At 60.1% G+C, this 22,196-nt stretch carries 21 protein-coding genes, 2 tRNA genes and 1 pseudogene; 6 read left to right on the plus strand and 18 right to left on the minus strand.

The window, feature by feature from the left end; genetic code table 11:
- The first annotated feature begins 382 nt into the window (after positions 1-382).
- From ABSE61_RS24615 to ABSE61_RS24630, 4 genes are all read left to right on the plus strand, one after another.
- On the plus strand, positions 383-1,393 hold the full coding sequence (locus ABSE61_RS24615) for an ABC transporter substrate-binding protein (protein WP_423873746.1): 1,011 nt from the start codon (positions 383-385) through the stop codon (positions 1,391-1,393).
- A 39-nt stretch (positions 1,394-1,432) separates the two neighbouring features.
- Positions 1,433-2,284, plus strand: coding sequence for an ABC transporter permease (locus tag ABSE61_RS24620; RefSeq protein ID WP_423873747.1), 852 nt, complete (start codon positions 1,433-1,435; stop codon positions 2,282-2,284).
- A gap of 26 nt (positions 2,285-2,310) precedes the next feature.
- Positions 2,311-3,123, plus strand: a complete 813-nt coding sequence (locus ABSE61_RS24625) for an ABC transporter ATP-binding protein (RefSeq protein ID WP_423873748.1) — start codon at positions 2,311-2,313, stop codon at positions 3,121-3,123.
- Between the two features lie 362 nt (positions 3,124-3,485).
- Positions 3,486-3,641: a hypothetical protein gene (locus tag ABSE61_RS24630; RefSeq protein WP_423873749.1), complete on the plus strand. Its 156-nt coding sequence runs from the start codon at positions 3,486-3,488 to the stop codon at positions 3,639-3,641.
- 143 nt (positions 3,642-3,784) lie between these two features.
- On the opposite strand, the gene ABSE61_RS24635 is transcribed toward ABSE61_RS24630, so the two are convergent.
- From ABSE61_RS24635 to ABSE61_RS24720, 18 genes and pseudogenes are all read right to left on the minus strand, one after another.
- Complete coding sequence (locus ABSE61_RS24635; protein WP_423873750.1) at positions 3,785-4,870, minus strand: Gfo/Idh/MocA family protein; 1,086 nt, start codon at positions 4,868-4,870, stop codon at positions 3,785-3,787.
- A 101-nt stretch (positions 4,871-4,971) separates the two neighbouring features.
- Positions 4,972-5,994: a Bug family tripartite tricarboxylate transporter substrate binding protein gene (locus tag ABSE61_RS24640; protein WP_423873751.1), complete on the minus strand. Its 1,023-nt coding sequence runs from the start codon at positions 5,992-5,994 to the stop codon at positions 4,972-4,974.
- On the minus strand, positions 5,994-6,989 hold the full coding sequence (locus tag ABSE61_RS24645) for a Gfo/Idh/MocA family protein (RefSeq protein WP_423873752.1): 996 nt from the start codon (positions 6,987-6,989) through the stop codon (positions 5,994-5,996). The genes ABSE61_RS24640 and ABSE61_RS24645 overlap by 1 nt, the downstream gene beginning before the upstream one ends.
- A gap of 307 nt (positions 6,990-7,296) precedes the next feature.
- Positions 7,297-8,056: pseudogene (locus ABSE61_RS24650) on the minus strand (IS5 family transposase).
- A 151-nt stretch (positions 8,057-8,207) separates the two neighbouring features.
- Positions 8,208-9,263 (minus strand): Kelch repeat-containing protein, encoded by a 1,056-nt coding sequence (locus ABSE61_RS24655; RefSeq protein ID WP_423873753.1) that lies wholly within the window; start codon positions 9,261-9,263, stop codon positions 8,208-8,210.
- Between the two features lie 248 nt (positions 9,264-9,511).
- Positions 9,512-9,694 carry an excisionase family DNA-binding protein gene (locus ABSE61_RS24660; RefSeq protein WP_423873794.1) on the minus strand — a complete coding sequence of 61 codons (183 nt, stop codon included), beginning with the start codon at positions 9,692-9,694 and terminating at the stop codon, positions 9,512-9,514.
- Between the two features lie 199 nt (positions 9,695-9,893).
- On the minus strand, positions 9,894-10,133 hold the full coding sequence (locus tag ABSE61_RS24665; protein ID WP_423873754.1) for a DUF736 domain-containing protein: 240 nt from the start codon (positions 10,131-10,133) through the stop codon (positions 9,894-9,896).
- A gap of 631 nt (positions 10,134-10,764) precedes the next feature.
- Positions 10,765-11,976, minus strand: coding sequence for a tyrosine-type recombinase/integrase (locus ABSE61_RS24670; RefSeq protein ID WP_423873755.1), 1,212 nt, complete (start codon positions 11,974-11,976; stop codon positions 10,765-10,767).
- 179 nt (positions 11,977-12,155) lie between these two features.
- Positions 12,156-12,231: transfer RNA gene (locus tag ABSE61_RS24675), tRNA-Phe, on the minus strand.
- A gap of 221 nt (positions 12,232-12,452) precedes the next feature.
- Positions 12,453-12,641, minus strand: a complete 189-nt coding sequence (gene yacG / locus ABSE61_RS24680) for a DNA gyrase inhibitor YacG (RefSeq protein ID WP_423873756.1) — start codon at positions 12,639-12,641, stop codon at positions 12,453-12,455.
- On the minus strand, positions 12,631-13,254 hold the full coding sequence (locus ABSE61_RS24685) for a Maf-like protein (RefSeq protein WP_423873757.1): 624 nt from the start codon (positions 13,252-13,254) through the stop codon (positions 12,631-12,633). The genes yacG and ABSE61_RS24685 overlap by 11 nt, the downstream gene beginning before the upstream one ends.
- A gap of 243 nt (positions 13,255-13,497) precedes the next feature.
- Complete coding sequence (locus ABSE61_RS24690) at positions 13,498-13,962, minus strand: arsenate-mycothiol transferase ArsC (RefSeq protein WP_423873758.1); 465 nt, start codon at positions 13,960-13,962, stop codon at positions 13,498-13,500.
- Positions 13,963-14,113: 151 nt separating this feature from the next.
- A complete protein-coding gene (locus ABSE61_RS24695; RefSeq protein ID WP_423873759.1) occupies positions 14,114-14,608 on the minus strand; it encodes a UPF0262 family protein in 495 nt (164 codons plus the stop codon).
- Positions 14,605-15,900 carry a histidinol dehydrogenase gene (gene hisD / locus ABSE61_RS24700; RefSeq protein WP_423873760.1) on the minus strand — a complete coding sequence of 432 codons (1,296 nt, stop codon included), beginning with the start codon at positions 15,898-15,900 and terminating at the stop codon, positions 14,605-14,607. Before hisD ends, ABSE61_RS24695 begins: the two co-directional genes overlap by 4 nt.
- A gap of 176 nt (positions 15,901-16,076) precedes the next feature.
- Positions 16,077-17,366, minus strand: coding sequence for a UDP-N-acetylglucosamine 1-carboxyvinyltransferase (gene murA / locus ABSE61_RS24705; protein ID WP_423873761.1), 1,290 nt, complete (start codon positions 17,364-17,366; stop codon positions 16,077-16,079).
- Positions 17,367-17,441: 75 nt separating this feature from the next.
- On the minus strand, positions 17,442-18,101 hold the full coding sequence (locus ABSE61_RS24710) for a Rossmann-fold NAD(P)-binding domain-containing protein (protein ID WP_423873762.1): 660 nt from the start codon (positions 18,099-18,101) through the stop codon (positions 17,442-17,444).
- Between the two features lie 9 nt (positions 18,102-18,110).
- Entirely contained in the window at positions 18,111-18,602 is a 492-nt protein-coding gene (locus tag ABSE61_RS24715) for a hypothetical protein (protein WP_423873763.1), read from the minus strand.
- Between the two features lie 141 nt (positions 18,603-18,743).
- Positions 18,744-20,450: an FAD-dependent oxidoreductase gene (locus ABSE61_RS24720; protein ID WP_423873764.1), complete on the minus strand. Its 1,707-nt coding sequence runs from the start codon at positions 20,448-20,450 to the stop codon at positions 18,744-18,746.
- Between the two features lie 512 nt (positions 20,451-20,962).
- Here ABSE61_RS24720 and ABSE61_RS24725 point away from each other — a divergent pair.
- Positions 20,963-21,037 (plus strand) — tRNA-Thr (locus tag ABSE61_RS24725).
- Positions 21,038-21,349: 312 nt separating this feature from the next.
- Positions 21,350-22,081, plus strand: a complete 732-nt coding sequence (locus ABSE61_RS24730) for an outer membrane protein (protein ID WP_423873765.1) — start codon at positions 21,350-21,352, stop codon at positions 22,079-22,081.
- Positions 22,082-22,196 lie beyond the last annotated feature (115 nt).

The following is a 22,196-nucleotide window of genomic DNA, read 5'->3' on the forward strand; positions in this document are numbered from 1 at the left end:
GAGCTGGAAGACAGAAAGCATCAAAATTCGCGCACCGTGTTGCGCCTAGGCGATCGGCAACCGCCGCCAAGCGTCCACAGGGCGTTGAGCATTTCAAGCATCATGCTCGACAAATGGTCGAGAGGGACGCGGTGCCGAACTAGCCTGAGAACGTCGGGCTTGAGTGCCCGCTCACGCAGGGGCACGCAGCCGGGAATGAAACTCCATTGTAGACGTCCCCGTTGGGACCGATAATCCTAACCTTGCTCAGAAGGCAACGCCAGTGACGCAAAATGATGCTTTACGACACCCCTCCCCGGCAGCATTCTTTGCCCCAAGTGAGTGTTACTTCGCCGCTGGCGTGCCGGGATAGCAGAAGCGGTACACATGAAAGGCCCGAAATATGAATTTCTCAGCGCGCGCCCTCTCGAATGCCGGAACGATTGCGCTAGGCCTTTGGCTCGGTAGCGTCGTCAGCGCGAGTGCCAACGACGCAGTGAAAGTGGTGATGAGCTGGCTGCCCGATCCGCAGCACGGAGGCTATTACCAGGCTGCTGCGACCGGCATCTACGCCAGACACGGTTTGGATGTGTCGATCCTGCCAGGCGGCCCACAGGTCAACTCACAGCTCATGCTGGTCAACGGACAAGTACAGTTTCGCGTGGCCTCAAGTTCGGCGAGCGGCTTCAACTATGTCGAACAGGGCCTTCCAATCCAGGTGATCGCGGCTTCATTTCAGAAGGAGCCGTCGATCCTACTATCGCATCCCGGGGTTGACACCGTTTCGGCGATCAAGGGCAAGCCGGTCGAGCTCGGCCAGCAATCGATCGACACTTGGTGGCGTTTTCTAGTCGCCAAATACGGTTTTTCGGATTCCCAAATCCGGCCCTACACTTTCAGCCTTGCGCCCTTTCTGGCCGATCCTGAGATGGTACAGCAGGGCTACGTGACGGCGGAGCCTTATCTGATCGAGGCTCAGGCGCATTTTAAGCCCAACGTTTTTATGGTCGCAGACGTTGCCGATTATAATTCTTACGCGCAGACGCTGGAAACTACGACGGCAATTATCTCCGATAAACCTGATCTGGTTCAGCGCTTCGTCGATGCTACGATTGAGGGGTGGTATAGTTATATCTATGGGGATCCGACCCCCGGCAACGCCCTGATCAAAAAAGAAAATGCCGACATCACAGATGCCGACATCAACAATTCCCTGGCTGCGATGAAGGAGCGAGGATTGGTCGATTCCGGCGATACGATGACACTTGGTATTGGTGCCATGACCGACGCTCGGTGGAGTTCGTTCTTTGCAGCCGCGTCAAAGCTTGGAATTTATCCGGCCAGTCTTGACTATACCAAGGCCTACACCTTGCGCTTTGTTAATAAAAAGCATGCCATGGAGATGCGCAAATAGCACCGGCTTGGAGATCCTGCCAACCGTCTGGAAACATACATGACCGGAAGGACGCAATCACGCAACGCGTTGATCCCGCTTGCCGGGGGTGCGCGCCGGCTGAAGGCGTACACGGTCAAAGCGATCGAAATCGCCTCCCCTTATTTGTTCGGCCTGGTGGTTCTATCGGCTTGGGAAATAGCGGTGCGGGTCGAGGACGTGCCTCCCTACATTTTACCAAGTCCGCTCTTAATCCTTTCCACTCTCTTTAATGATTTTGGCTCGCTGGCGCCGAGCCTTTGGGTTACCGTTGATATCACACTCGAAGCTTTCGCCGTATCGGCCGTGGCCGGGCTTTTGCTGGCGCTTTTGTTCAGCAGTTCGCGCTGGATCGAACGTACACTTTTTCCCTATGCCATCATCTTGCAAGTCACGCCGATCGTAGCGATTGCACCGTTGATCATCATCTGGGTGAAAGACACGCACGCCGCATTGCTGATCTGCGCCACCCTTGTCGCGTTCTTCCCGGTGGTGGCGAACGCAGCCGTCGGCCTGAGAAGCACAGATCTTGGTCTGGTCAGCCTGTTCAAGCTCTATGGTGCCAACCGCTGGCAGACCGTTTTTCTGCTGAAGCTGCCGGCGGCACTCCCTTATTACTTGGCCGGGCTGCGCATTGCAGGCGGCCTCGCTCTGATTGGTGCTGTGGTCGCCGAGTTTGTCGCCGGCACGGGCGGGACCGGCTCTGGACTCGCCTACCGCATCCTAGAGGCCTCTTATCGCCTTCGTATTCCCAGGTTGTTCGCGGCGCTGGTGATGATTTCGGTGACCGGAATTGCAATCTTTGCCGTGCTTTCATGGGTCTCACATTTTGTGTTGCGGCGCTGGCACGAAAGTTCGATAGCCGGCGATTAGGCGGGGTTCTGATCAAATGAAACAAGATGTCTGAACTATCGGCGCCCCTCGTCGCCATGCGGAATGCCGGCAGGAGCTTCGCAAACGGCGTCACGGCCCTGGCCGGCTTCGACCTTACGTTGCAGGACGGCGAGTTCGTGTCACTGCTCGGCCCATCCGGCTGCGGCAAATCAACTGCATTGCAATTACTCTCAGGCCTCAGTGAGCCGAGCGAAGGCTCAATTGACTGGTCGGATGCCGTGGGCCTGCCGGGAGACCGCCGCAACGTAGTCAGCTTTGTTTTCCAGGAGCCCACTTTGATGCCGTGGGCAAATGTCTTCGAGAATGTCTATTTGCCGCTTCGCCTGCAGCGGATCAGCCGATCGGTTGCCGCGCCGCGCGTCTACGAGGCGCTTCAAGGTGTCGGACTGCTCGAGTTTACACGCGCCTATCCACGCGAACTTTCTGGCGGCATGAGGATGCGGGTCTCAATCGCACGAGCGCTGGTCACAAAGCCGAAGCTCGTTCTAATGGATGAACCATTTGCCGCACTCGACGAAATCACACGCTTCAAACTCAATAACGATCTCCTGGAACTTTATCGCAGACTGCAGAAGACAATTGTGTTCGTCACTCATTCCGTATTTGAGTCGGTCTATCTATCGAGCCGGATCGTCGTCATGACGAGTCGTCCAGGCAAGGTGTCCTCTGAGATAGCAATCGACACCAGCTATCCCCGCGATGAAGCTTTTCGCACCTCGCCAGAATTTGCCGGCTTCGCTCGCCAGACGTCGGCGGCGTTGGCGGCCGCCATGGAGACCGCTAACGCCGATAAGGCTGAAACGCAGATAAGATTTTAGACATGGCGATCTCATCGCCACCTGAACTCGTCGAGGCGAAAAAAGACGCGCAGGCTATAGAGCTTGCGCGGGTATCTGCTCTCGCTCCCGGAAACAGACATCAGTCCGGATGCGCCGCAGCTTTCGCTTGCTGGTATTTTTGTTGGTACCAAAGCAATCTGACAAGACGTTTGACCTAAATCTGCCCCCTAAAACACAGCATTTGGGTGCCCTCCCTAGCATCGAATATGCGGGCTGGATGGACCTCGGTGTCGCTGGCGCGGAGCACGTCGCCGGCACAGCGCCTCCCCGCGACGTCTCCGCGGCGGCCCAGAAGGCCGCCCGGCGTAGGTTGGCCAGCGTTTGTTGAGTCGGGAAGCCTTTTGCTCGTCCGTCGCGATGATCGCGGCCGTGACCTCGGAGCGCTTCAACAGCTCGTTGTAGTCGGGGATGAAGAAATCAGCCTTGGCGTCCTCGGCGAGTTTCTGGCCGACCTCGGCGTTGGTGTCGCACAGGCGAGCCAGCCGATGCCGGGATAGTCCCGGGCGAACTCAGCCCGGATGGCTGATCGTCCCGCAACCGATGACGGCTAGGCCGATTTTTTTCGTGGTAGCTTCATGCCTCGCCCTTTGCATAGCAGGGTGCTTTAGGAAAATCGTTTCCGACTTTTCCGGATCGAGTTCTACACTGGCGTACGAAACTTCTTGTAGAGATCCTGGACCGCCGACAAAGCCCGGTTGTCGAGCGGCAGGTTGATCGGCTCGCCGGATTCTGCCGAAAGGTCCGCGCCGAGATAGGTTTCCATCACGCGACGCGCACTTTCCGGCGACACCATCGGCGGCTGATCGCGCAACACGCATTCGAGGAAGTGAATCGTCTCGGGTCCCATCTGCCCGGCATAGACGTGATCGACCCATTCGCCGGGCATCGTCGACATTGGGTATTGCGTACCGTCCTTCATCGTATTGAGCCAGTTGGCACGCTGCGTATCGTCGAGGAATAGGGAACCTTCCGTTCCCGTAATCTCGACCGTGGTAGCGCAGTAGTTCGGATAGCTCGGCGGCAGGTTCCAGCCGCCGCCGATCGAAACCAGCACGCCATTATCCATGGTCACGGTGCTCCACATGACGTCATAGGAGCCGTTGACCGCCTGCATGTAACCGTAGGCGCCCTGCGAATAGACGCGGACGGGTTTCGCAGGCTCAAGTAGCCAGAACACGAAATCGAGGTCGTGGGTCGATTCCATCGTCGCAGGCGACAGCCGGCCGCGGCTTGATATCTTCTTTCCGAGACTGCGTGACAGATGCCGGCTCACCATCACCGACACCGGCTTGCCCAGCGTGCCGTCGGTGATCTTTTTCTTGGCGTAGGCGAGCTTCGGGTTGAAGCGCTGCGAGTAGCCGATGGTAAATTTGAGATTGGCGCGTTTAGCGATCTCGATCAGCTCATCAGCTTCGAACAGTTCGATCGCGATCGGCTTTTCCAGCAGCACATGCTTGTCGGCCCGAAGGCATTCGCGCGCGATCGGATAATGGTTGGATTCCGGCGTGGTCGAGATGTAGACCACCTTGATCCGTTCGTTCTTGATGATGTCACGGTAGTCGATCGTCGCGGTTGCCGCGTTGGTCAGCGCCTTGACCTCGGCCAGGCGGTCGGGCCTGATTTCACAGATGTGAAGCTTGTCGACGAGCGACGAGCGCGACAGCGTTTCCGCCCGTATGCCTCCGCACCACCCCGTTCCAATGACAGCCACTTCGACCTGTTGCACGTTTTCGGCTCCTTTTTTTGTAGCGAATTGCGGCGCAGATGCGCCTTAGGCAAAGCTCATAGTCAGTTGTGGTGGTGCAGAGAAGAAACCAGCGCGCTGCGTCAATCCGCGCGCACGCCGCTTTCTTCGGTCACCTTGGTCCACTTTGCGGTTTCGCCGTCCATATAGGCCTTAAAGTCCTCAGGCGACTTGCTGCTGACGGCGATCGCGCCGCTGCTAAGCATGCGTGCTTGAATCTCCGGATCGGCGAGCACCTTGGCAATTGCCATGCGCAGCTTCTCGACGATCGGCCGCGGCGTGCCTGTCGGCACCAGCACGCCCTGCCAGGACGAGGTCACGAGGTTCTTCCAGCCGAGCTCGTACATGGTAGGTACGCCGGGCAGATTGGCCACGCGCTCCCGCGTGGTGACGGCGAGCGCCTTGACCTTCTTGTCCCTGACGAGCTCCATCGCCGAGGACATCGTGGTGAACATGAGGTCGACATGGCCGCCGAGAACGTCCGTTACCGCGGGCGCGGCACCGCCCTTGTAAGGCACGTGGATCATGTCGAGCCCGGCGTCCTTTTTGAAAACCTCCATCTCCAGCCGGTTGAGCGTGCTGCTGCCCGGAGAAGCGAAGGTAATCTTGCCCTGGTTCGCCTTCACATAGTTGACCAGTTCCGCGACGGTGCTGGCCGGCAAGTCCGGCCGCGTGATCAGGATGCTCGGCGTGTCGGCGCAGATCGAAACCGGCGCCAGCTCCTGGTCGGGCTTGACGTGCATGTCGTGATAGACCGCCGGGTTGATCGAGATGGTGCCGACATTGCCGAGAAAAGCGGTGTAACCGTCCGGCGCCGATCGCGCCGCGAGCTCGGTGCCAACGACGCCCCCCGCGCCCGTCCGATTGTCGATCACGATCTGCTGACCGAGGATCCGGCTCACACCGGCCTGCAGGATGCGGGCGACGAAATCGGAAGCGCCTCCGGGCGCAAATGGCACGATCATGATGATTGGCTTATTGGGATAGTCGCCGGCGTCCTCGGCGCAGGCTGCCGCGCTAAGCAGCAGGAATAGTGCGCTGCCGAGCGCCGCGGCGATTTTGGTTACAACTCGCTCGTGTAAAATCGTGCTTGTTCCTTTGCTCATCAGCTTTCAACGGTCTCGATTTTTCCACTTTTGACCGATCGGTGGATTGCTTCAAAGCTTCGGACGTTCGCCCGCATTTCATCCAGCTCGACCGGATAGGTTGCGTGGCCCAATGCTGCTCGGCCAAAAGTCTCAAGGTTGTCGCGCACCGCCGGGTGCGGCGCATAGAAAGCGGTGACGGGCATTTCGTCGCGATGCAGGGTGGTGACATCCCATCCGGTCGAATTTTCCGGATGGCTACGGTCGCGGATTTCCATCCAGCCCTTCGAGCCGAGCAGTGCCAGCCGCCCCATGAACGGCGTCGCCAGTACGGCCCCAAGCAACGCGGTGGTGCCGTTCTCGAATCCCATAGTGATCGATAGCGTATCGCCATTCTCGAAATGACTGCCCAGTTGCGCCAGCCGCGCCCAGACGCTGGTCGGCCGTCCCAATAGCGCGATCGACAGATCGACCATGTGAATGCCGGTGGCCGACAGTGGCCCGGCCGGATTGATGGTCTTCGACAACCGCCAATTGTCGAGAGGTAGTTTCAGGAACAAATCCTGGCTGAAATTGCCTTCCAGCAGCAAGGGGTTGCCGAATTCGCCGGCCGCAAAGCGTTTGCGCATCTCGATGACGGCAGGTTCGAACCGGCGTTCGTGGCCGATACCCAATTGGACGCCGGCCTTGCTCACGGCCGCCAACGCAGCCTCCGCATCGGCTGCGGTCGTGCACAATGGTTTCTCGCAGAACACATGACGCCCCGCTTGCGCGGCCGCGATGATCTGTTCGGCATGACGTTCTTGCGGGGTCGATAGAATGACGGCCTGAACCTTGGGATTGGCCAGCGCGTCCTCAAACCGCGATGCGGTCTCGACGCCGAGCGCCGCGGCGGAAGCGCGCGCGGAGTCCAGCGGATCGACGCCCAGCACGGGCCTGATGACCTCGCTGTCGAGCAGGTTTTTGAGGATGTTTTGTCCCCACCAGCCCAGACCGATGACGGCGGCGTTGATCATGCGCAGCTTCCCATCCCTGATTATTATGTTGTTTGCTTTTCAGTCTTTCGAGTTCCGGACTTTGGACATTTCGGCGCGGTACAAGTCGCCGATCTCGCTAGCGTTCATCAAGGCGACGCCATCATGGCAGATGACATAGTCGAGGTCGAGCAACGCCTTTAGATATTTGACGCGATGCGAGGAGTGGATGTCTAATTCTCGCAGCCTTTCGACGCGACCAACCCCATATGGATCTCAAACGCGCCTCGTGTCCCATCATAATATTGGCCTACGCCCGGCCCCTTCAGACTACTAGGGTCGCGACTCATTAAATCCACCATACGAGAGCAGCGATCAGACAGACAGAGGCCAAGTAGTTTCGAGCCAGTCTGTCATAACGTGTTGCGATACGGCGGAAGTCCTTCAGTCTGTTGAAGGCAGCTTCGATGCGCCAGCGAAGCTTGTAGAGGCGCTTGGAGAAGCGGAACGGTTGCTTCCTGTTGCTGCGGTTTGGAATGACCGGCCTGGTTCCGCGTTCATCCAGTTCTTCGCGCAATTCGGCGCTGTCGTAAGCCTTGTCGCCAAGCATACGCTTCGCCGACTTTACCCTGCGGATCAGGCGTTCTGCGACCGGGCAGTCGTGCGCTTCACCTCCGGTCAACAGAATAGCGATGAGGCGTCCTTTAGCATCTGCGAGTGCGTGGATCTTCGTGTTGCGCCCTCCGCGCGAGCGGCCAACAGCCTGCTTCTGCTCCCCCCTTTTCGGCCCGATGCCGAGCGGTGCGCTTTGACGTGTGTGGAGTCGATCATCTGTGTGTCTGTGGATCGTCCGTTCCCAGCAAGCTCCCGGAACAGGTGTTTTCCCAGATGCCACGCCGCGCCCAGCGTACGAAGCGGTTATAGATCGTCGTCAGTGGACCATAAGCTTCCGGGCAATCGCACCAGCGGCAGCCGCATCTGAGCACGTGCACGATCCCGCTGATCACGCGCCGGTCGTCGGCGCGCTCAACACCACGCACATCCTTCGGCAAATGCGGTTCAATCCGTGCCCATTGCTCGTCGCTTAGCCAGAACAGATTTCTGCTCATCAATTCTTCCCCAATACGAATCAATATCGTATTGTTCAAATAGAAAAATTAATGAGTTCTGACCCTAATTTGGGGGCCGGAGTTCGGCAATCCTTGTCGCGCCGCTATTGAGATCCTCATCACTTGGACGTGGCAGGGGTACGCTCGCTTCTTACTTCATTTGAAAAATCAGCATCTGATCCGTGAGCGCCAGGGCTCCACAGCGCAGCGTACCACCTGGAAAATAGGCTGCCGAACCGACGGTGGCGGAACCAAAAGCTTGTCGAGCACTGGGCAATTTCGCCAAGCTTATCCACGTATTCGTTTTCGGATCGTAGCCCTCGTTCTCGTCAAAATCCTCACCACCGCCGAATCGAGCGTTTGGATCGCGCTTCTTGCACTCACCGCCGACGAAGAGCAGCAGCCCATGGTAATAAACTGCCGCCCCGCCGCTTCGGGCGGTCGGCATTGGCGCTGCTTTTGTCCATTGGTCCGTCGCTGGATCATAGACGTCGTGGTCATGGAGGTTGTCGATTTGACCTCCTGTGCGTCCACCGACGATGTGGATTTTGCCATCGATGACCGCGATACCCATATGATCACGTGCCAGCGGCATTGGCGCTTTTTTAGTCCACTGATTGGTCGTTGGGTCGTAGACTTCGTGGATGTCGAGAGGCGTTGGGTCGCGAGGCCGGCCGCCGAAGACGTGAATTTTTCCGCCGACTTCAACGACGCCGAGTCCCCCGCGCCGTGAACTGAGCGGCGCAAGCCACTGCCAGGCATTGGCCGTCGGATCGTATGCGAGGGCCACGTCCTGAGCATTCGCATGGACGAGACTGGTGAACCCTCCAAAAGCATAAAGCTTGTGATTAAATCCGACTAATCCGATGTGGCTTAATCCGATTGGCAACGGCGCAAGTTCGCGCCAGTGGTCTGTCGCAGGGTCGTATTCGTAATTGACTGACGACCCCCACGTGCCTGAGCCCATGTCGGCAGATGTGGGGAGAGCATGCGGAAAGAAAGTTGAACCGCCGACAACGTAAATCTTCCCGTCGAGAGCAGCGACTCCGGGGTCTGCGGTGGGCGTCGGCATTATGGACGCGGCAGACCAGCTTCCTTGATCTTGCGCAAGCGCATTGCATGTCATCTCTGATGCGAAGAACGCGGAGACGACAGCAACTGACAATCCAAAAGCTAGGCGGTGCCAACGATCGGCATATTTGGACATTGATGTCCTCCCTTGGTTCTATTTGTTTCTTCACAGACTTTACCTTTGAACACCTTGGCGGCTGGCCAAGATGCCAAAACAAAAGCAGCAAAGCCGACGTTTCTGTATAGGGTCTGGTTTTAATTGCCAATCCCCGCAGTTGCCCTGCCTAGGGCACAGGTTCGCGAATGGAATACGAACGCTATCGCGCCGATCAACTTGGTACGGTTCTTCGTATTCGGAATTGCTCGCACTTCGGCCGCACACCATCACAATGGGGTTTTCGCCTCGAGGAGTGACAGAAGTGAACTCACCACAACCAATCGCCGGCGTCCGACGGTTGTCGTCGCAAGATGTCCGTCTACTATCAGCTCGTAGAGCTTCGTGCGCCCAAGGCCTGTTAGCTCACATGCTTCTTTGATCGTACAGGTAAACCGCTGAGCGAATGGAATCGCCTTTGGTCCCCTGACTTCTGAATCGGATCAAGTAAACTGCGACACTTCCACTCTGCTTTCTCGCGGCTTGTACCTCATGAAGTCTCCCGCTCGCACATAAACTCGATAGGGGCCAGACTTATCTTTGCGATGAGCAGCGTCAATGCGGACGTCCGAGGGCCACAGCGTACGACAGCGCGCGTCGACGATTATTTGGCTAGTTTCGGACATCAGCGGCGCCAAATAATTTTTCGATATGCTGTAAGGGCGGGCCTGAGCACCGTGAGGCAGCGGCACCTATCTCGACGTTGCCGGCCAGCACGCGCAGGTTCGGAGCCTTCTCGTTCTCGGAGAGTTCGGCCGGCAGGAAACGCGCCTTGATGTTGAGCGAGAGCGTCTTGATGGTGCCGGTGTACGATCCGTCTTCGGCGCGAGTGAAGGTGCCAATCTGAGCCATGGTGATCTCCTGTTGCTGCTTTCCAAGTCCGCGACCATCGCGGCCTTGATGGCGTTCTTTGAGCGCCGCAACGACCGGCCTGCAGCCTTGGCCCGAGCAGAGCGTAGGATCGCGGACTGAGCGATCTTGTTGCGTCGCGAGGAATGCCGCCGCTTGGTGGCAGGGGAAGAAGATCGCGAACGAGCCATTGCAGGTGAAGGTCGGCGAACGCAGCGAGCGTATTGCGGCGCGTGATCCGCCTGCAAAAGGCCGATATGGACGTGGGCCCAAAGGCGGCTAGTAAGAGAGCGCTGGCTCAAAGTCACCCTGCCGCTCCGATCGACCGCGCTACCACCACGGAGAAACCTCCAGATGCTCTAAAGGCTGGCGCACCGCAGCGCCGGGGCGGAGCGGATCATCCATTGACGCGCGGCTCACAGCGAGATGTGTGTGTTGAGTTCCATGAATTAGTTTAGGTTAGACCTTGCGGCTCGAGCGGCAACGAATCTCGCTAAAGATCGCTCGATGACGTTTTGAAATTCACTCACGGTCATGACGCGGGCCAGGTGCCTTGCGGAATTTGCGAGCCTCCGCAGACCGTAACCTTATTGCAATTGTGGCGAGCCGTTGCCGCGCCAGCGGGGCAGATCAGTCAAGCGCGCAGCGCGGCGACTTGTCCGAGTTCGCGTAATTCGTCGAGATAATCTCCCCACCACTGCATCAACTTGACGCGCTCATCCCAAAATTCTGCAAAGTTATAAGCTGCACGAGTATCGTCGTCTTCCTGATGCGCAAGTTGACGTTCGATAGCATCGCCACTGAACTTACGGCTCTCGTTCAGTAGCGTTGACGCAGTCGAACGAAACCCATGAGCCGTCATCTCAGCTTTGCTGTAGCCCATACGGCGGAGAGCCGCATTTAGTGTTCCATCAGATATGGGCCGGTGCCAGGATCGAATTTGCGGAAAAAGATAGCGGGACTTGCCGGTAATAGGACGGAGACTTTCAACAACGTCTATCGCCTGACGCGACAACGGCACCTTATGTGGTCGGCTCATCTTCATCTTTTCGGCAGGGATATTCCAGATAGCGTTTGGAATATCGAATTCTTTCCATTCTGCATGACGAAGTTCACCGGGCCGCACAAACGTCACCGCGATGAGCTGCAGCGCTGCTCTGGTCGTCAGCTGACCGTCGAGTTCGTCGATGGCGCGCATGAGCGCGCCGACCGCCTTAGGGTCTGTGATAGATGCTCGATGCTGAACCTTTGGCGAGATCAACGCGCCAGCGAGGTCGGCGGATGGATCGCGCTCAGCTCGATTGGTCGCGATTGCATATTTGAAAACACGACCTGCCAGACTTCGCGTCCGTCGCGCGGTGTCAAAGCGACCTCGCCGCTCGATCTTCCGAAGCACGTCGAGCAGTTCCGGCGCCTTGATCTCGGCAACCGGTCGATCGCCCAGGTCGGCATTTATGAAGCCGAGAAGCCATTTCTTCTTGTCGAGGGTCTTCGGGTCATCGCCTTCGGCTTTGAACTTTTCGAGCAGTTCGTCAGCAACGATCCTAAAAGTGTTCGAACGCGCAATACGCGCGGCGCCGCGATCGATTTTGCGTTGGACAGACGGATCAATACCTTTCGCGAGCAAGCTCTTGTTGGCGTCGCGGCCAGCACGCGCCTCCGCCAGTGAAACAGCCGGATACCCGCCGAGCGCGATGAGCTTCTGTTTCCCATCGAAACGGAAGGCCTGACGCCAAAGCTTCGAGCCGTTGGTTTCGACCAGCAAATAGAGGCCCCCGCCATCGCTCAGCTTATACGGCTTTTCTCGCGATTTGCTGCTACGGCATACAGCGTCTGAAATGGGCATGGGTTCGATCCCCTCAGCTCAATCTACCAACAGATGTTCTCTCCAATCCCAACAGCCGTACCAACAAATGTTCTGGTTGTCAGCGGAACACCGCGGAGGGCAGTGGAAGAGAATTCCTCGCTTTATTGAGGGATTCTAACACGTTGGCGGACGGTGGCGGAAGACTGCGGAGGGGGTCATGGTGCCCAGGGGCGGGATCGAACCACCGACACTGCGATTTTCAGTCGCATGCTCTACCAACTGAGCTACCTGGGCGTTCCCTCTGCCTGAAAGGCTAACGGGAGCGGCGGTTTATAGTCAGGCAACGCGGCTCTGTCCACCACGCTTCGCCCTCCTGCCCGCCGTCACCCGGAGGGCGAAGCCGGAACGGCTTCTGGGAGCGCGGCAGTGCCTCAAATTAGTCGTGAGACGGGTCCGTCACCGCCCGAAGGGTAGCGGTGAATGGCCGCGCAACCTGTTGAAAAAATGAATTAAAATCAATCGTTGTCCTCGTCCGGCCGGCCGGCGATCGCATAGGAACCCGACAGCCAGCGATTGAGGTCGACATCCCGGCAGCGATCCGAACAAAAGGGCTTGGCAGCTTCGACCGAAGGCTTGCCACAAATCGGGCACGGCTTCGCAGCCGCTGTGCGGGGAGACTTGTTGTCTGACGACTTAGCTCGCATTCAGCCAGCCAAAGCGGATCGGAAACCCCTCGCCGCCGAGCAGCGAAATCGATTCGTACAAAGGCAGGCCCACGATGTTGCTGTAGGAGCCGACCATCTTCACCACGAACGATCCCGCGATGCCCTGCACCGCGTAACCACCGGCCTTGCCGCGCCATTCACCCGAGCCGATATAGGCCTGAATGTCTTCATCCGAGAGCCGCTTGAAGCGCACTCGGGTCTCGATCAGGCGCTGGCGAAACGCTTCGCGCGGGGTGACGAGACAAATCGCGGTGTAGACGCGGTGATTACGGCCCGACAATAGCCGCAAACATTGCGCGGCTTCGTCGACCAGGTTGGCCTTGGGCAGGATGCGGCGGCCGACCGCAACCACCGTGTCAGCAGCAAGAATGAAGGCGCCGCGCAACTCATCATCGAGTTGCACCGATTTGAGCGCGGCATCGGCCTTGGCACGGGCGAGACGATTGGCGCAGGCGCGCGGCAACTCGCCGCGTTTGGGGGTCTCATCGACATCGGCAGGGCGCAACGCATCGGGCTCGATGCCGGCCTGGTTGAGCAGGCCGAGACGTCGCGGTGAACCTGAGGCGAGAACCAGTTTAGGACGGCCAAGCATGCGGATTTAAGTTGGTGGGAGAGATTCGAAACCCCGGAATGCGCGCGGAACCTATCGGAAGGCTCACGCCGAGACAACCGTGCATTCGTTGCCATCATGACGAAGAGGGCGCCTGGTAACTGGCCGCTACACATGAGGAAAACACCCAAGGCACCGCTGACATCCGGGCGTCACGAAGTCGCAACACGGCTGGCGGGCCATGAAGGTCTCCGTCACTCAGGAACTGTGTGTGAAGCGCCCGCTTTAGCCGCTGGCCGCGCCGACGTTCGAAAATCGCTTGCGAATGCGCAACAGCAAGCCGTCGCAAACCTCGCGATAGGCCTCCAGTTTCTGCTCACGGCTGCCCTCGAGACCGGTCGGATCCGGCGTCGGCCAGTATTCCACCTCCGCCGCGAGCGTTCGCGTCAGGTCCAGCGCCCGGTGATGCGCCTCCGGCGCCAGCGTAATGATGAGATCAAAATTGAGGCCCTCCCAGTCGTCGAGTTCCTCAAACGTCATCGGTCTGTGCTGCGAGATGTCCTGGCCGAGTTCGGCCATCACGGCGACCGCAAAGGGATCAAGCTCGCCTTTCTTGACACCGGCTGATCGCACATAGAGCGCGTGCGGAAACATCTGCTGCAACAGGCTTTCAGCCATCGGCGAGCGCACGCTGTTGAAGCCACAGGCAAACAGCACAGCTTGCGGAGCACGCAAGAGCGGCGCTGCCATCAGGCTTTTTTCAACTGGCGCACGGCTTCATCCGAAAACCGGCGCCCACTTTTCGGGTCCATGCTTGTTATCTTGCGCATGATCTCCGCGCAAACGCACCTTGCGTTTGTCGCGTCCGAAAACCGCTGCACGCTTTTCGGGATCATGCGGCTCACCCCTTCCAGTGCAGGACGCAGATCAGCGTAAACAGGCGGCGCGCGGTCTCGAAGTCGATCCGCACCTTGCCCTTCAGCCTTTCCTGCAGCGTACGCGATCCTTCGTCGTGGATGCCGCGCCGGCCCATGTCGATCGCCTCGATCCGGTCCGGCGTCGCGGTGCGGATCGCCTGATAGTAGCTGTCGCAGATCATGAAATAATCTTTCACGATGCGCCGAAACGGCGTCAGCGACAGCAGATGCGCCACTACGGGCGAGCCGTCCTCGCGGCGGATATCGAAGGCGAGGCGATTGCCGGTGATGGAAAGATGCAGCGTGAAGGGGCCGCCGTCGACGCCTTCCGGCGCGAACAGATTCTGCTCGATCAGGTCGTAGATCGCGATGGCGCGCTCGTGCTCAATGTCAGGACCGGAGCGGCCGATCGATTCCTCATCGAGCGTGACCGCAATGATGCGGCTTTTCGAATCGTCTCCTGGCGGCGGCGTGGTCATGACAGGTTGAGACGGATTCCGACGGAGCGTGAATGAGCATCGAGGCCCTCCGCCTTGCCGAGCGTCATCGCCGCCGGGCCGAGTGCGCGCAACTGATCGGGTCCGCATTTGAGCAGCGACGTCCGCTTCATGAAATCGAGCACGCCAAGGCCGGAGGAAAAACGCGCCGAGCGCGCGGTCGGCAGCACGTGGTTGGAGCCGCCGACATAATCGCCGACGGCTTCGGGCGTATGCGGTCCCAGAAATATCGCGCCGGCATTGCGGATTTTGGCGGCCAGCGCTTCGGGATCCGCGGTCATGATCTCCAGATGCTCGGCGGCGAGCGCGTCTGCAAGGGCAACCGATTCATTGATCGTGCGCACCCGAATGATCGCGCCGAAATCCTGCCACGAGGCGCGCGCGATCGCGCCGCGCGGCAAGGTCGCGAGTTGCGTTTCCACCGCACGCTCGACGTCGGCGGCGAGCGCCGCATCGTCGGTGATCAGGATCGATTGCGCGTTGACGTCGTGCTCGGCCTGCGCCAGCAGATCGGCGGCGATCCAGGCGGCATTCGCGGAGCGGTCGGCGATGACCAGCACTTCGGACGGGCCCGCGATCATGTCGATGCCGACCTTGCCGAACACCAGCCGCTTGGCGGCCGCGACATAGGCATTGCCGGGCCCGACGACCTTGGCGACCGGCGCGATAGTCGCCGTGCCGTAGGCCAGCGCCGCCACCGCCTGCGCTCCACCGACGCGATAGATTTCCGAAACCCCGGCGAGATGTGCTGCCGCCAGTACCAGCGGATTAAGCTTTCCGTCCGGCGACGGCACCACCATGACCACGCGGACGACGCCGGCGACTTTCGCTGGCACCGCATTCATCAACACCGACGACGGATAGGCGGCGGTGCCGCCGGGAACATAAAGGCCGACCGATTCGATCGCGCTCCAGCGCCAGCCGAGTTCAACGCCGAGCGCGTCGGTGAAGCGTTCGTCCTTCGGTATTTGCCGGCGGTGGAAACTCTCGATCCGGTCGCGCGCGAACTCAAGCGCCGCGAGCGTTTCGCGGTTGCAGGCCTTCACCGCCTGCTCGACTTCGTCCGCGCTGATCCGGAGCCGCGAGGCGTCGATGCCAAGCCGGTCGAATTTTTGCGTCGCTTCGATCAGCGCGGCATCGCCACGGGCGGCGACATCCTCGACAATACGGCGGCTGGCCGCCTCGACATCGGCGGCGGCCTCGCGCTTCATCGCCAGGAAGCTGGCGAATGTTGTCGCGAAATCGGCGCTGGAGGTGTCGAGCAGAACGGGCATGGCGGCTTTCCGGAGGTCTTAAGGTCGTAAAGTAAAGGCTTCTGCTCCATGGCGCGAGGGCAAATCGCCGTCAACCCGTTAGCAGCCAACAGCGTTTAAGGACGCTTCACGGGATGGCAGCGCCCCACCCCACAGAAAGTGCCTGTTCCTTTCGCGAGTTTTAAGCGCTTGCGCGTTTAATCGCTGATGCGCTCGATGAGGGCGCCGCAGGCGGAGAGCTTCTCCTCCAGCCGCTCGAAGCCGCGGTCGAGATGGTAGACGCGGTTGACCATGGTCTCGCCCTCGGCGGCAAGCCCCGCGATCACCAGCGACACCGAAGCGCGCAGGTCGGTCGCCATGACGGGCGCGCCGCGCAATTCGCCGATGCCGTGAATGGTGGCGGTTTCGCCGTCGAGCTGGATCCGCGCGCCGAACCGCGCCAGTTCCTGGACGTGCATGAAGCGATTTTCGAAAATCGTCTCAGTGATATGGGAAGCGCCCTTGGCGCGGGTCATCAGCGCCATCAGTTGGGCCTGAAGATCGGTCGGGAAGCCCGGAAACGGCGCGGTCGACACCCGCACCGGATTGAGGCCTGCGCCGTTGCGGACGACGCGAATACCCTCGTTATTCGCGGTCACGACCGCGCCGGCCTCGGTCAGGACATCGAGCGCGGCTTGCAGCAGTTCCGGCCGCGCGCCGCTCAACTGAACATCGCCGCCGGTCATCGCCACCGCCATGGCATAGGTGCCGGTTTCGATCCGGTCCGGCAGCACGGTGTGCCGTGCGCCGTGCAGCGCATTCACACCTTCGATGACGATCCGCGGCGTGCCGGCGCCCGTGACGCGCGCACCCATTTTGTTGAGGCAATCGGCGACGTCGAAAATCTCCGGCTCGCAGGCGGCATTGGTAATGATCGTCGTTCCCTTCGCCAGGGTCGCCGCCATCTGCGCGACATGCGTGCCAGAGACCGTCACCTTGGGAAAATCGATCTCGCCGCCCTTCAAGCCGCCCGGAGCGCTCGCAATCACATAGCCGCCGTCGATAACGATCTTGGCGCCGAGTTTTTCCAGCGCCATGATCAATAGATCGACCGGGCGCGTGCCGATGGCGCAGCCGCCCGGCAGCGAGACTTTTGCCTCGTGCATCCGCGCCAGTAGCGGCGCAATCACCCAGAAGCTCGCGCGCATCCGCGACACCAGCTCATAAGGCGCGGTGGTATCGATAATGTCAGCCGCCGAAATGTGCAGGGTCTGGCCCTGATATTCGCGGTCGCCGGGCCGCTTTCCGGCCGACATGATATCGACGCCGTGATTGCCGAGGATCCGCTGCAACTGCGCGACGTCGGCGAGCCGCGGCACGTTATCGAGGATCAGCGTCTCGTCGGTCAGAAGGCCCGCGATCATCAAGGGCAGCGCGGCGTTCTTGGCGCCGGAAATCGGAATGGTGCCGTTGAGTTGATTGCCGCCGATGATGCGAATGCGATCCATACCGAAACCTGCTTCTTGCTATGCCCACTATATAGGGCAAGCTTTGAATTTGCGGCTATTTAATAGGTATGGCGGTTAGAGGCGATTAATATCTTCGCTTTCCAGCACGGCCTTGGGATACCCCTCCCGCGCCACCTTGATCATGGCGCGGCCGACCTGCTCGGTCGTGGTCATGCATGCCGGGGCCACGCGGTTGAGCAGCGACAGCAGCGGCGCGGCACCGACATAAATTGCCTGAACCCATGCCGTCTTCGAGCGGATGCCGTGCAGCGGCTGGATACCGGCGGGACGAAACATGTAGGCCGCCTTGAACGGCAGCTTGAGCAGGTCGTTCTCGGTCTTGCCCTTGACCCGCGCCCACATCAGCCGGCCATGTTCGGTAGAATCGGTGCCCCGCCCCGTGACATAAACAAACACCATCTGCGGGTTCAGCCTCGAAAGGGTCTTCGCCGCCGCCAGCGTGACGTCATAGGTCAAATGCCGGTAACGTTCCTCATCCATCCCGACGGACGACACGCCGAGACAGAAGAAGCAGGCATCGTATCCGGTCAATTGCGGTTCGATGTCAGTATAATCGGTGAAGTCATTGTGCAGGATTTCACGCAGCTTCGGCCGCTGCTCGCGGAGCGGGTTGCGCCCGACCGCGAGCATGCTTTCAATTCCGGGATCGAGCAGGCATTCGCGCAACACGCCCTGCCCGACCATTCCGGTGGCGCCGAACAGGATGACCTTCACCGGCCTCACTCAGGCCGGGTGGTAGCGCCGAACCGCCCTGACGGTCGCCAGGATGAAGAGGACGAGCACGATGCCCTGCACGACGGCGAACGGCGGTTCACTCGGTGGTACGCTCGGCGCCAATTCATGCAAGGGGCCAATTTTCAGGAAGCTCTGGATCACCAATACAAAGACGTTGAGATAGAGCGAGGCGATCGCGGTGATCAGGTAGATCGGACGCCAGGCTCCGGCAAGCTTCGCGCCGTAGAGCGCGTAGCAGGCGATCGCAAGCAACACCAACGACAGGATCGCGATGATATGCGAGGGCAACAGCTTCTCGAAGGGAAACATGAAGCCGGTGGCGTTGGTCAGGATGGTGGTGATGAGGAAGATGGCGGTCAGGCCCGGCATCGATTGCGACTTGAACAGCCCGAACAAAACAACGATGCCCGCGACGATCGCGACCAAACTGATGACGACGTGCAGGACCGTGACGGCATGCAAGCTTAAACCCAGCATCATGATGCAATCCCCCCTGTTGGATCGCTCGATGCTACGGCCGTTCGGTTGAAATTGCCACAGCCAGTGGAGTGGATTGACCGCGTCATAGAATTTTTGCAATGCCGTCACAGCACTGCCGGCTCGGGCAATAAAAGACCGGCTTTAGAGCGCCGGCTTCGCGGCGTCGTTGAGGTAGCCGTGCAACGCGGCAACGACCTGCGCGCCCTCACCGATCCCGCCGCCGACGCGCTTAACCGACCCCGAACGCACATCGCCGACCGCGAAAACGCCTGGCACCGACGTCTCGAGCGTTGATGCGGCAGACGCTCCGCCGTTTGGCGCGCCCGTGATGATAAAACCGGCGCGATCGACCTTCACGCCACAGCCCTCGAGCCAGCCGGTGGCAGGATCGGCGCCCACGAACAGGAAAAGATTGCGGGTATCAAACCGGTTTTCTTCGGGCGCGAGGCGGCTGCGCCAGCGTACGCCTTCCAGCGAACCCTCCTTGGTCCCCTCAAGTCGCGTGATCTCGGCGTTGAATATCAATTCGATATTCGCCGACGCCTCGATGCGCTCGATCAGATAGCGCGACATGCTGGCGGCAAGACCGCCGCCGCGGATCACCATGTGAACCTTGCTGGCATGGCCGGACAGGAAGACCGCGGCCTGGCCGGCGGAGTTGCCGCCACCGACCAGCACGACCTCCTGACGGGTGCACAGACGCGCCTCGACCGGCGAGGCCCAGTACCAGACGCCCCGGCCCTCGAAGTCGGCGAGGCTTTCGATCACCGGCCGCCGGTAACGAGCGCCGCTCGCCACCACGACGGAGCGGGCTCGCACCACATCGCCATTGTCGAGCGTCAAGCCGAAGGCGCCGTCGGCACGCGAGCAATCGAGCGAGTTCACTTCGACGGGGATCATGATGTCAGCGCCGAATTTCTGCGCCTGGTTGAAGGCTCTCGCCATCAGCGCGTGCCCGGAAATGCCGGTCGGAAAGCCGAGATAGTTCTCGATTCGGGCGCTGGCGCCAGCCTGGCCGCCGAAAGACCGCGTATCGCAAACCGCAACCGTCAAGCCTTCCGAGGCCGCGTAGACCGCAGTCGCCAGTCCCGCGGGGCCGGAGCCCACAACGGCGACGTCATAGACCATGTCCTTTGAGACGGCGCGCACCATGCCGATGGCGCGCGCCAGTTCGGATTCGCCCGGGTTGCGCAACACGGTCCCGTCGGGCACCACCACCAGCGGCAGGTCGGCCGGCGACGGCGAATAGCGCGCAACCACTTCGGCAGCGTCCGGGTCCGCATGCGAACACAGCACGTGATACGGATAGCTGTTGCGGGAGAGAAACCCCTGAAGGCGAATGACGCCGGCGGAATTCGCCGGGCCGATCAACACAGGCCCGCCGGCGCCGCCGCGAATCAGGTTGACGCGGCGCAGGATCAGCGCCCGCATGATGCGCTCACCGAGATCGGCTTCCGCGACCATCAGCGCGCGCAGGCGTTCCGGCGAAATCAGCAGCGTTGCGACATCGCCCTCGGCATGGCCGTCGACCAGCGCGGCGCGCCCCGACAACTGACCGATCTCGGCGAGAAACTGGCCCGGCCCCTGATCGATGATCGGAGTGACCCGGCCAAGGCCATCACGTTGGGTAATGGCCACATGGCCGGACAGCACGACAAACATGCCAGGCCCCGGCTTGCCGGTTTCGAACAGCGCTTCGCCGTGGTGATAGTTTCGTTCCTCGCCGAACCGCTGCATCCGCGCGATTTCCTGCGCGGTCAGGCCCGGGAACGTCTGTTCATACCGAGGAAAGGCGTTGGCGAGGCTCGCGGCGCCGCCCGTTTCTTGTCCGATGATGGCCTCCGACATTACCAACCGCCTTCCAGCAAAACCGCCCGGTCGAGGAATTTCATCAACCGGCATACGAGAACCTGCATACGCGAGCCAACCGGCTATTTACCCGGGCTTTCTTCGCCGCCATCGAAAGAGACCTCATCAGAAGCGGACGACGCCGGCGTGAAATCGCTTCGCTCGCGCGCCTGCGACTTTCTCCGTTTGAGATTTTCGCGTAGCGCCAGCTTCAGCCGTTCCTTACGCCGATCTTTGGGAGCCTTCCCAGTCGGCCGCTCGCTATCGTTCCCATCATCCATCATCGTCAGCTCACCGTGCCGCCCATTGTGTTGGCGCTGTCCTGCCCAATCAAGGCGCCAGCGAGGTAGTTTGTGCGCCCGGCATTACCGACCCGCCGAACTACCGGCTTTTAGTCCGCAGGATGGGGCCTCCCCGCGCTTGCGCGCTCCCTAGCCTTGTGGCAAGGATCGCCCCGCTCTGTGGAGCCCTTTTCGGCCGATTCTTTGATCTAGTGTCGGTTCCGAGCGCATGCTGCCGTAGCTCAGTGGTAGAGCACTCCATTGGTAATGGAGAGGTCGACAGTTCAATCCTGTCTGGCAGCACCATTTTTCGGCATTGACCCCAATCGCCTGCGATAACGGCTCAGAGCATCTCGACTTTAGAATCGTGCGGCTGTGTCCGATGTCGGTTCCCGCTGTTGCGCCACGGGACGCCCGGCCGCCGAAAATTAAGGCGCCTTTAAGGCTTCATTAGGCGGTCGTTAAGCACAAATTCGTGTTGTTCCCCAATATGTTGGGTTGTCCCCGGGTGTGGCTGAACTGTGACAGCTTTTTACTCAAAAGCTGGCTAAGTGCGCGCCATGGACGGCGCAGAAAGCGCTCGATCTGAAAAATGAACGACACTCTGGAGAACTCCCAATGAAGAAATTCCTACTTGCAACTGTGGCTCTCGTCGCCCTCGGCGCGACCGTGCCAGCACTCGCTGCCGACCTCGCCGCTCGCCCCCAATATACCAAGGCGCCGGCCTATGCCGCTCCGCTCTATAACTGGACCGGCTTCTACATCGGCGGCCATCTTGGTGGCGTGTTCTCGGACAACAGCAATTTCGGCGGCCTGACCACCGGCAACAACGGCAACGGCCGTTTCCTCGGCGGTTTGCAGGGCGGTGCGGACTATCAGTTCGCCCCGAACTGGGTGGTCGGCGCGGAAGCCGAGTATAGCTGGATTGCCGGCAACAACGGCAGCGTGCTCTTCCCGAACGGCAACTCCTACACCAACAACCAGCGCGGCCTCGGCTCCGTCACCGGCCGCATCGGCTACACCTGGGGTCCCGGCCTGCTCTACGTAAAGGGCGGTTATGCCTTCTCCGACAACAACGATTCGCTCGTGAACGGCGCTGGCGCTTCGGTCCCGTTCGCTCTCTCGGGCAACCACAGCAACGGCTACACCGTCGGTGCCGGCCTCGAATACATGTTCACCCAGAACTGGTCGGGCAAGATCGAGTATCAGTACTACAACTTCGGCGATTCGAGCTTCACCGCTCCGGCCGCGCTGGTTCGGTTCGGCAACTTCCGCACCGACGACCACGTCGTCAAGGCGGGCATCAACTATCGCTTCAACTGGGGAGGCCCGGTGGTCGCGAAATACTGATCTTCGCGGATCACTCGGTTAGAAAAGGCCGGCCTGGCGCCGGCCTTTTTGCTTTTGTGCCTTACCGGATTCCCGATTGTGTTCGAAAGCTGTGACGCCGATAGTAGCGGCGGCA

The sequence above is a fragment of the Bradyrhizobium sp. genome (assembly GCF_049519115.1).
Classification (GTDB): Bacteria; Pseudomonadota; Alphaproteobacteria; order Rhizobiales; family Xanthobacteraceae; genus Bradyrhizobium.

What these genes read in the sequence shown, in the direction of transcription:
- ABSE61_RS24655 (WP_423873753.1), bottom strand. Translation starts at nt 9,263, where the DNA reads ATGTCCAAATATGCCGATCGTTGGCACCGCCTAGCTTTTGGATTGTCA.
- ABSE61_RS24695 (WP_423873759.1), bottom strand. Translation starts at nt 14,608, where the DNA reads ATGACCACGCCGCCGCCAGGAGACGATTCGAAAAGCCGCATCATTGCG.
- yacG (WP_423873756.1), bottom strand. Translation starts at nt 12,641, where the DNA reads ATGCGAGCTAAGTCGTCAGACAACAAGTCTCCCCGCACAGCGGCTGCG.
- ABSE61_RS24625 (WP_423873748.1), top strand. Translation starts at nt 2,311, where the DNA reads ATGTCTGAACTATCGGCGCCCCTCGTCGCCATGCGGAATGCCGGCAGG.
- ABSE61_RS24715 (WP_423873763.1), bottom strand. Translation starts at nt 18,602, where the DNA reads ATGATGCTGGGTTTAAGCTTGCATGCCGTCACGGTCCTGCACGTCGTC.
- ABSE61_RS24620 (WP_423873747.1), top strand. Translation starts at nt 1,433, where the DNA reads ATGACCGGAAGGACGCAATCACGCAACGCGTTGATCCCGCTTGCCGGG.
- hisD (WP_423873760.1), bottom strand. Translation starts at nt 15,900, where the DNA reads ATGCCCGTTCTGCTCGACACCTCCAGCGCCGATTTCGCGACAACATTC.
- ABSE61_RS24615 (WP_423873746.1), top strand. Translation starts at nt 383, where the DNA reads ATGAATTTCTCAGCGCGCGCCCTCTCGAATGCCGGAACGATTGCGCTA.
- ABSE61_RS24645 (WP_423873752.1), bottom strand. Translation starts at nt 6,989, where the DNA reads ATGATCAACGCCGCCGTCATCGGTCTGGGCTGGTGGGGACAAAACATC.
- ABSE61_RS24690 (WP_423873758.1), bottom strand. Translation starts at nt 13,962, where the DNA reads ATGGCAGCGCCGCTCTTGCGTGCTCCGCAAGCTGTGCTGTTTGCCTGT.
- ABSE61_RS24730 (WP_423873765.1), top strand. Translation starts at nt 21,350, where the DNA reads ATGAAGAAATTCCTACTTGCAACTGTGGCTCTCGTCGCCCTCGGCGCG.
- ABSE61_RS24685 (WP_423873757.1), bottom strand. Translation starts at nt 13,254, where the DNA reads ATGCTTGGCCGTCCTAAACTGGTTCTCGCCTCAGGTTCACCGCGACGT.
- ABSE61_RS24670 (WP_423873755.1), bottom strand. Translation starts at nt 11,976, where the DNA reads ATGCCCATTTCAGACGCTGTATGCCGTAGCAGCAAATCGCGAGAAAAG.
- ABSE61_RS24640 (WP_423873751.1), bottom strand. Translation starts at nt 5,994, where the DNA reads ATGAGCAAAGGAACAAGCACGATTTTACACGAGCGAGTTGTAACCAAA.
- ABSE61_RS24720 (WP_423873764.1), bottom strand. Translation starts at nt 20,450, where the DNA reads ATGTCGGAGGCCATCATCGGACAAGAAACGGGCGGCGCCGCGAGCCTC.
- murA (WP_423873761.1), bottom strand. Translation starts at nt 17,366, where the DNA reads ATGGATCGCATTCGCATCATCGGCGGCAATCAACTCAACGGCACCATT.
- ABSE61_RS24665 (WP_423873754.1), bottom strand. Translation starts at nt 10,133, where the DNA reads ATGGCTCAGATTGGCACCTTCACTCGCGCCGAAGACGGATCGTACACC.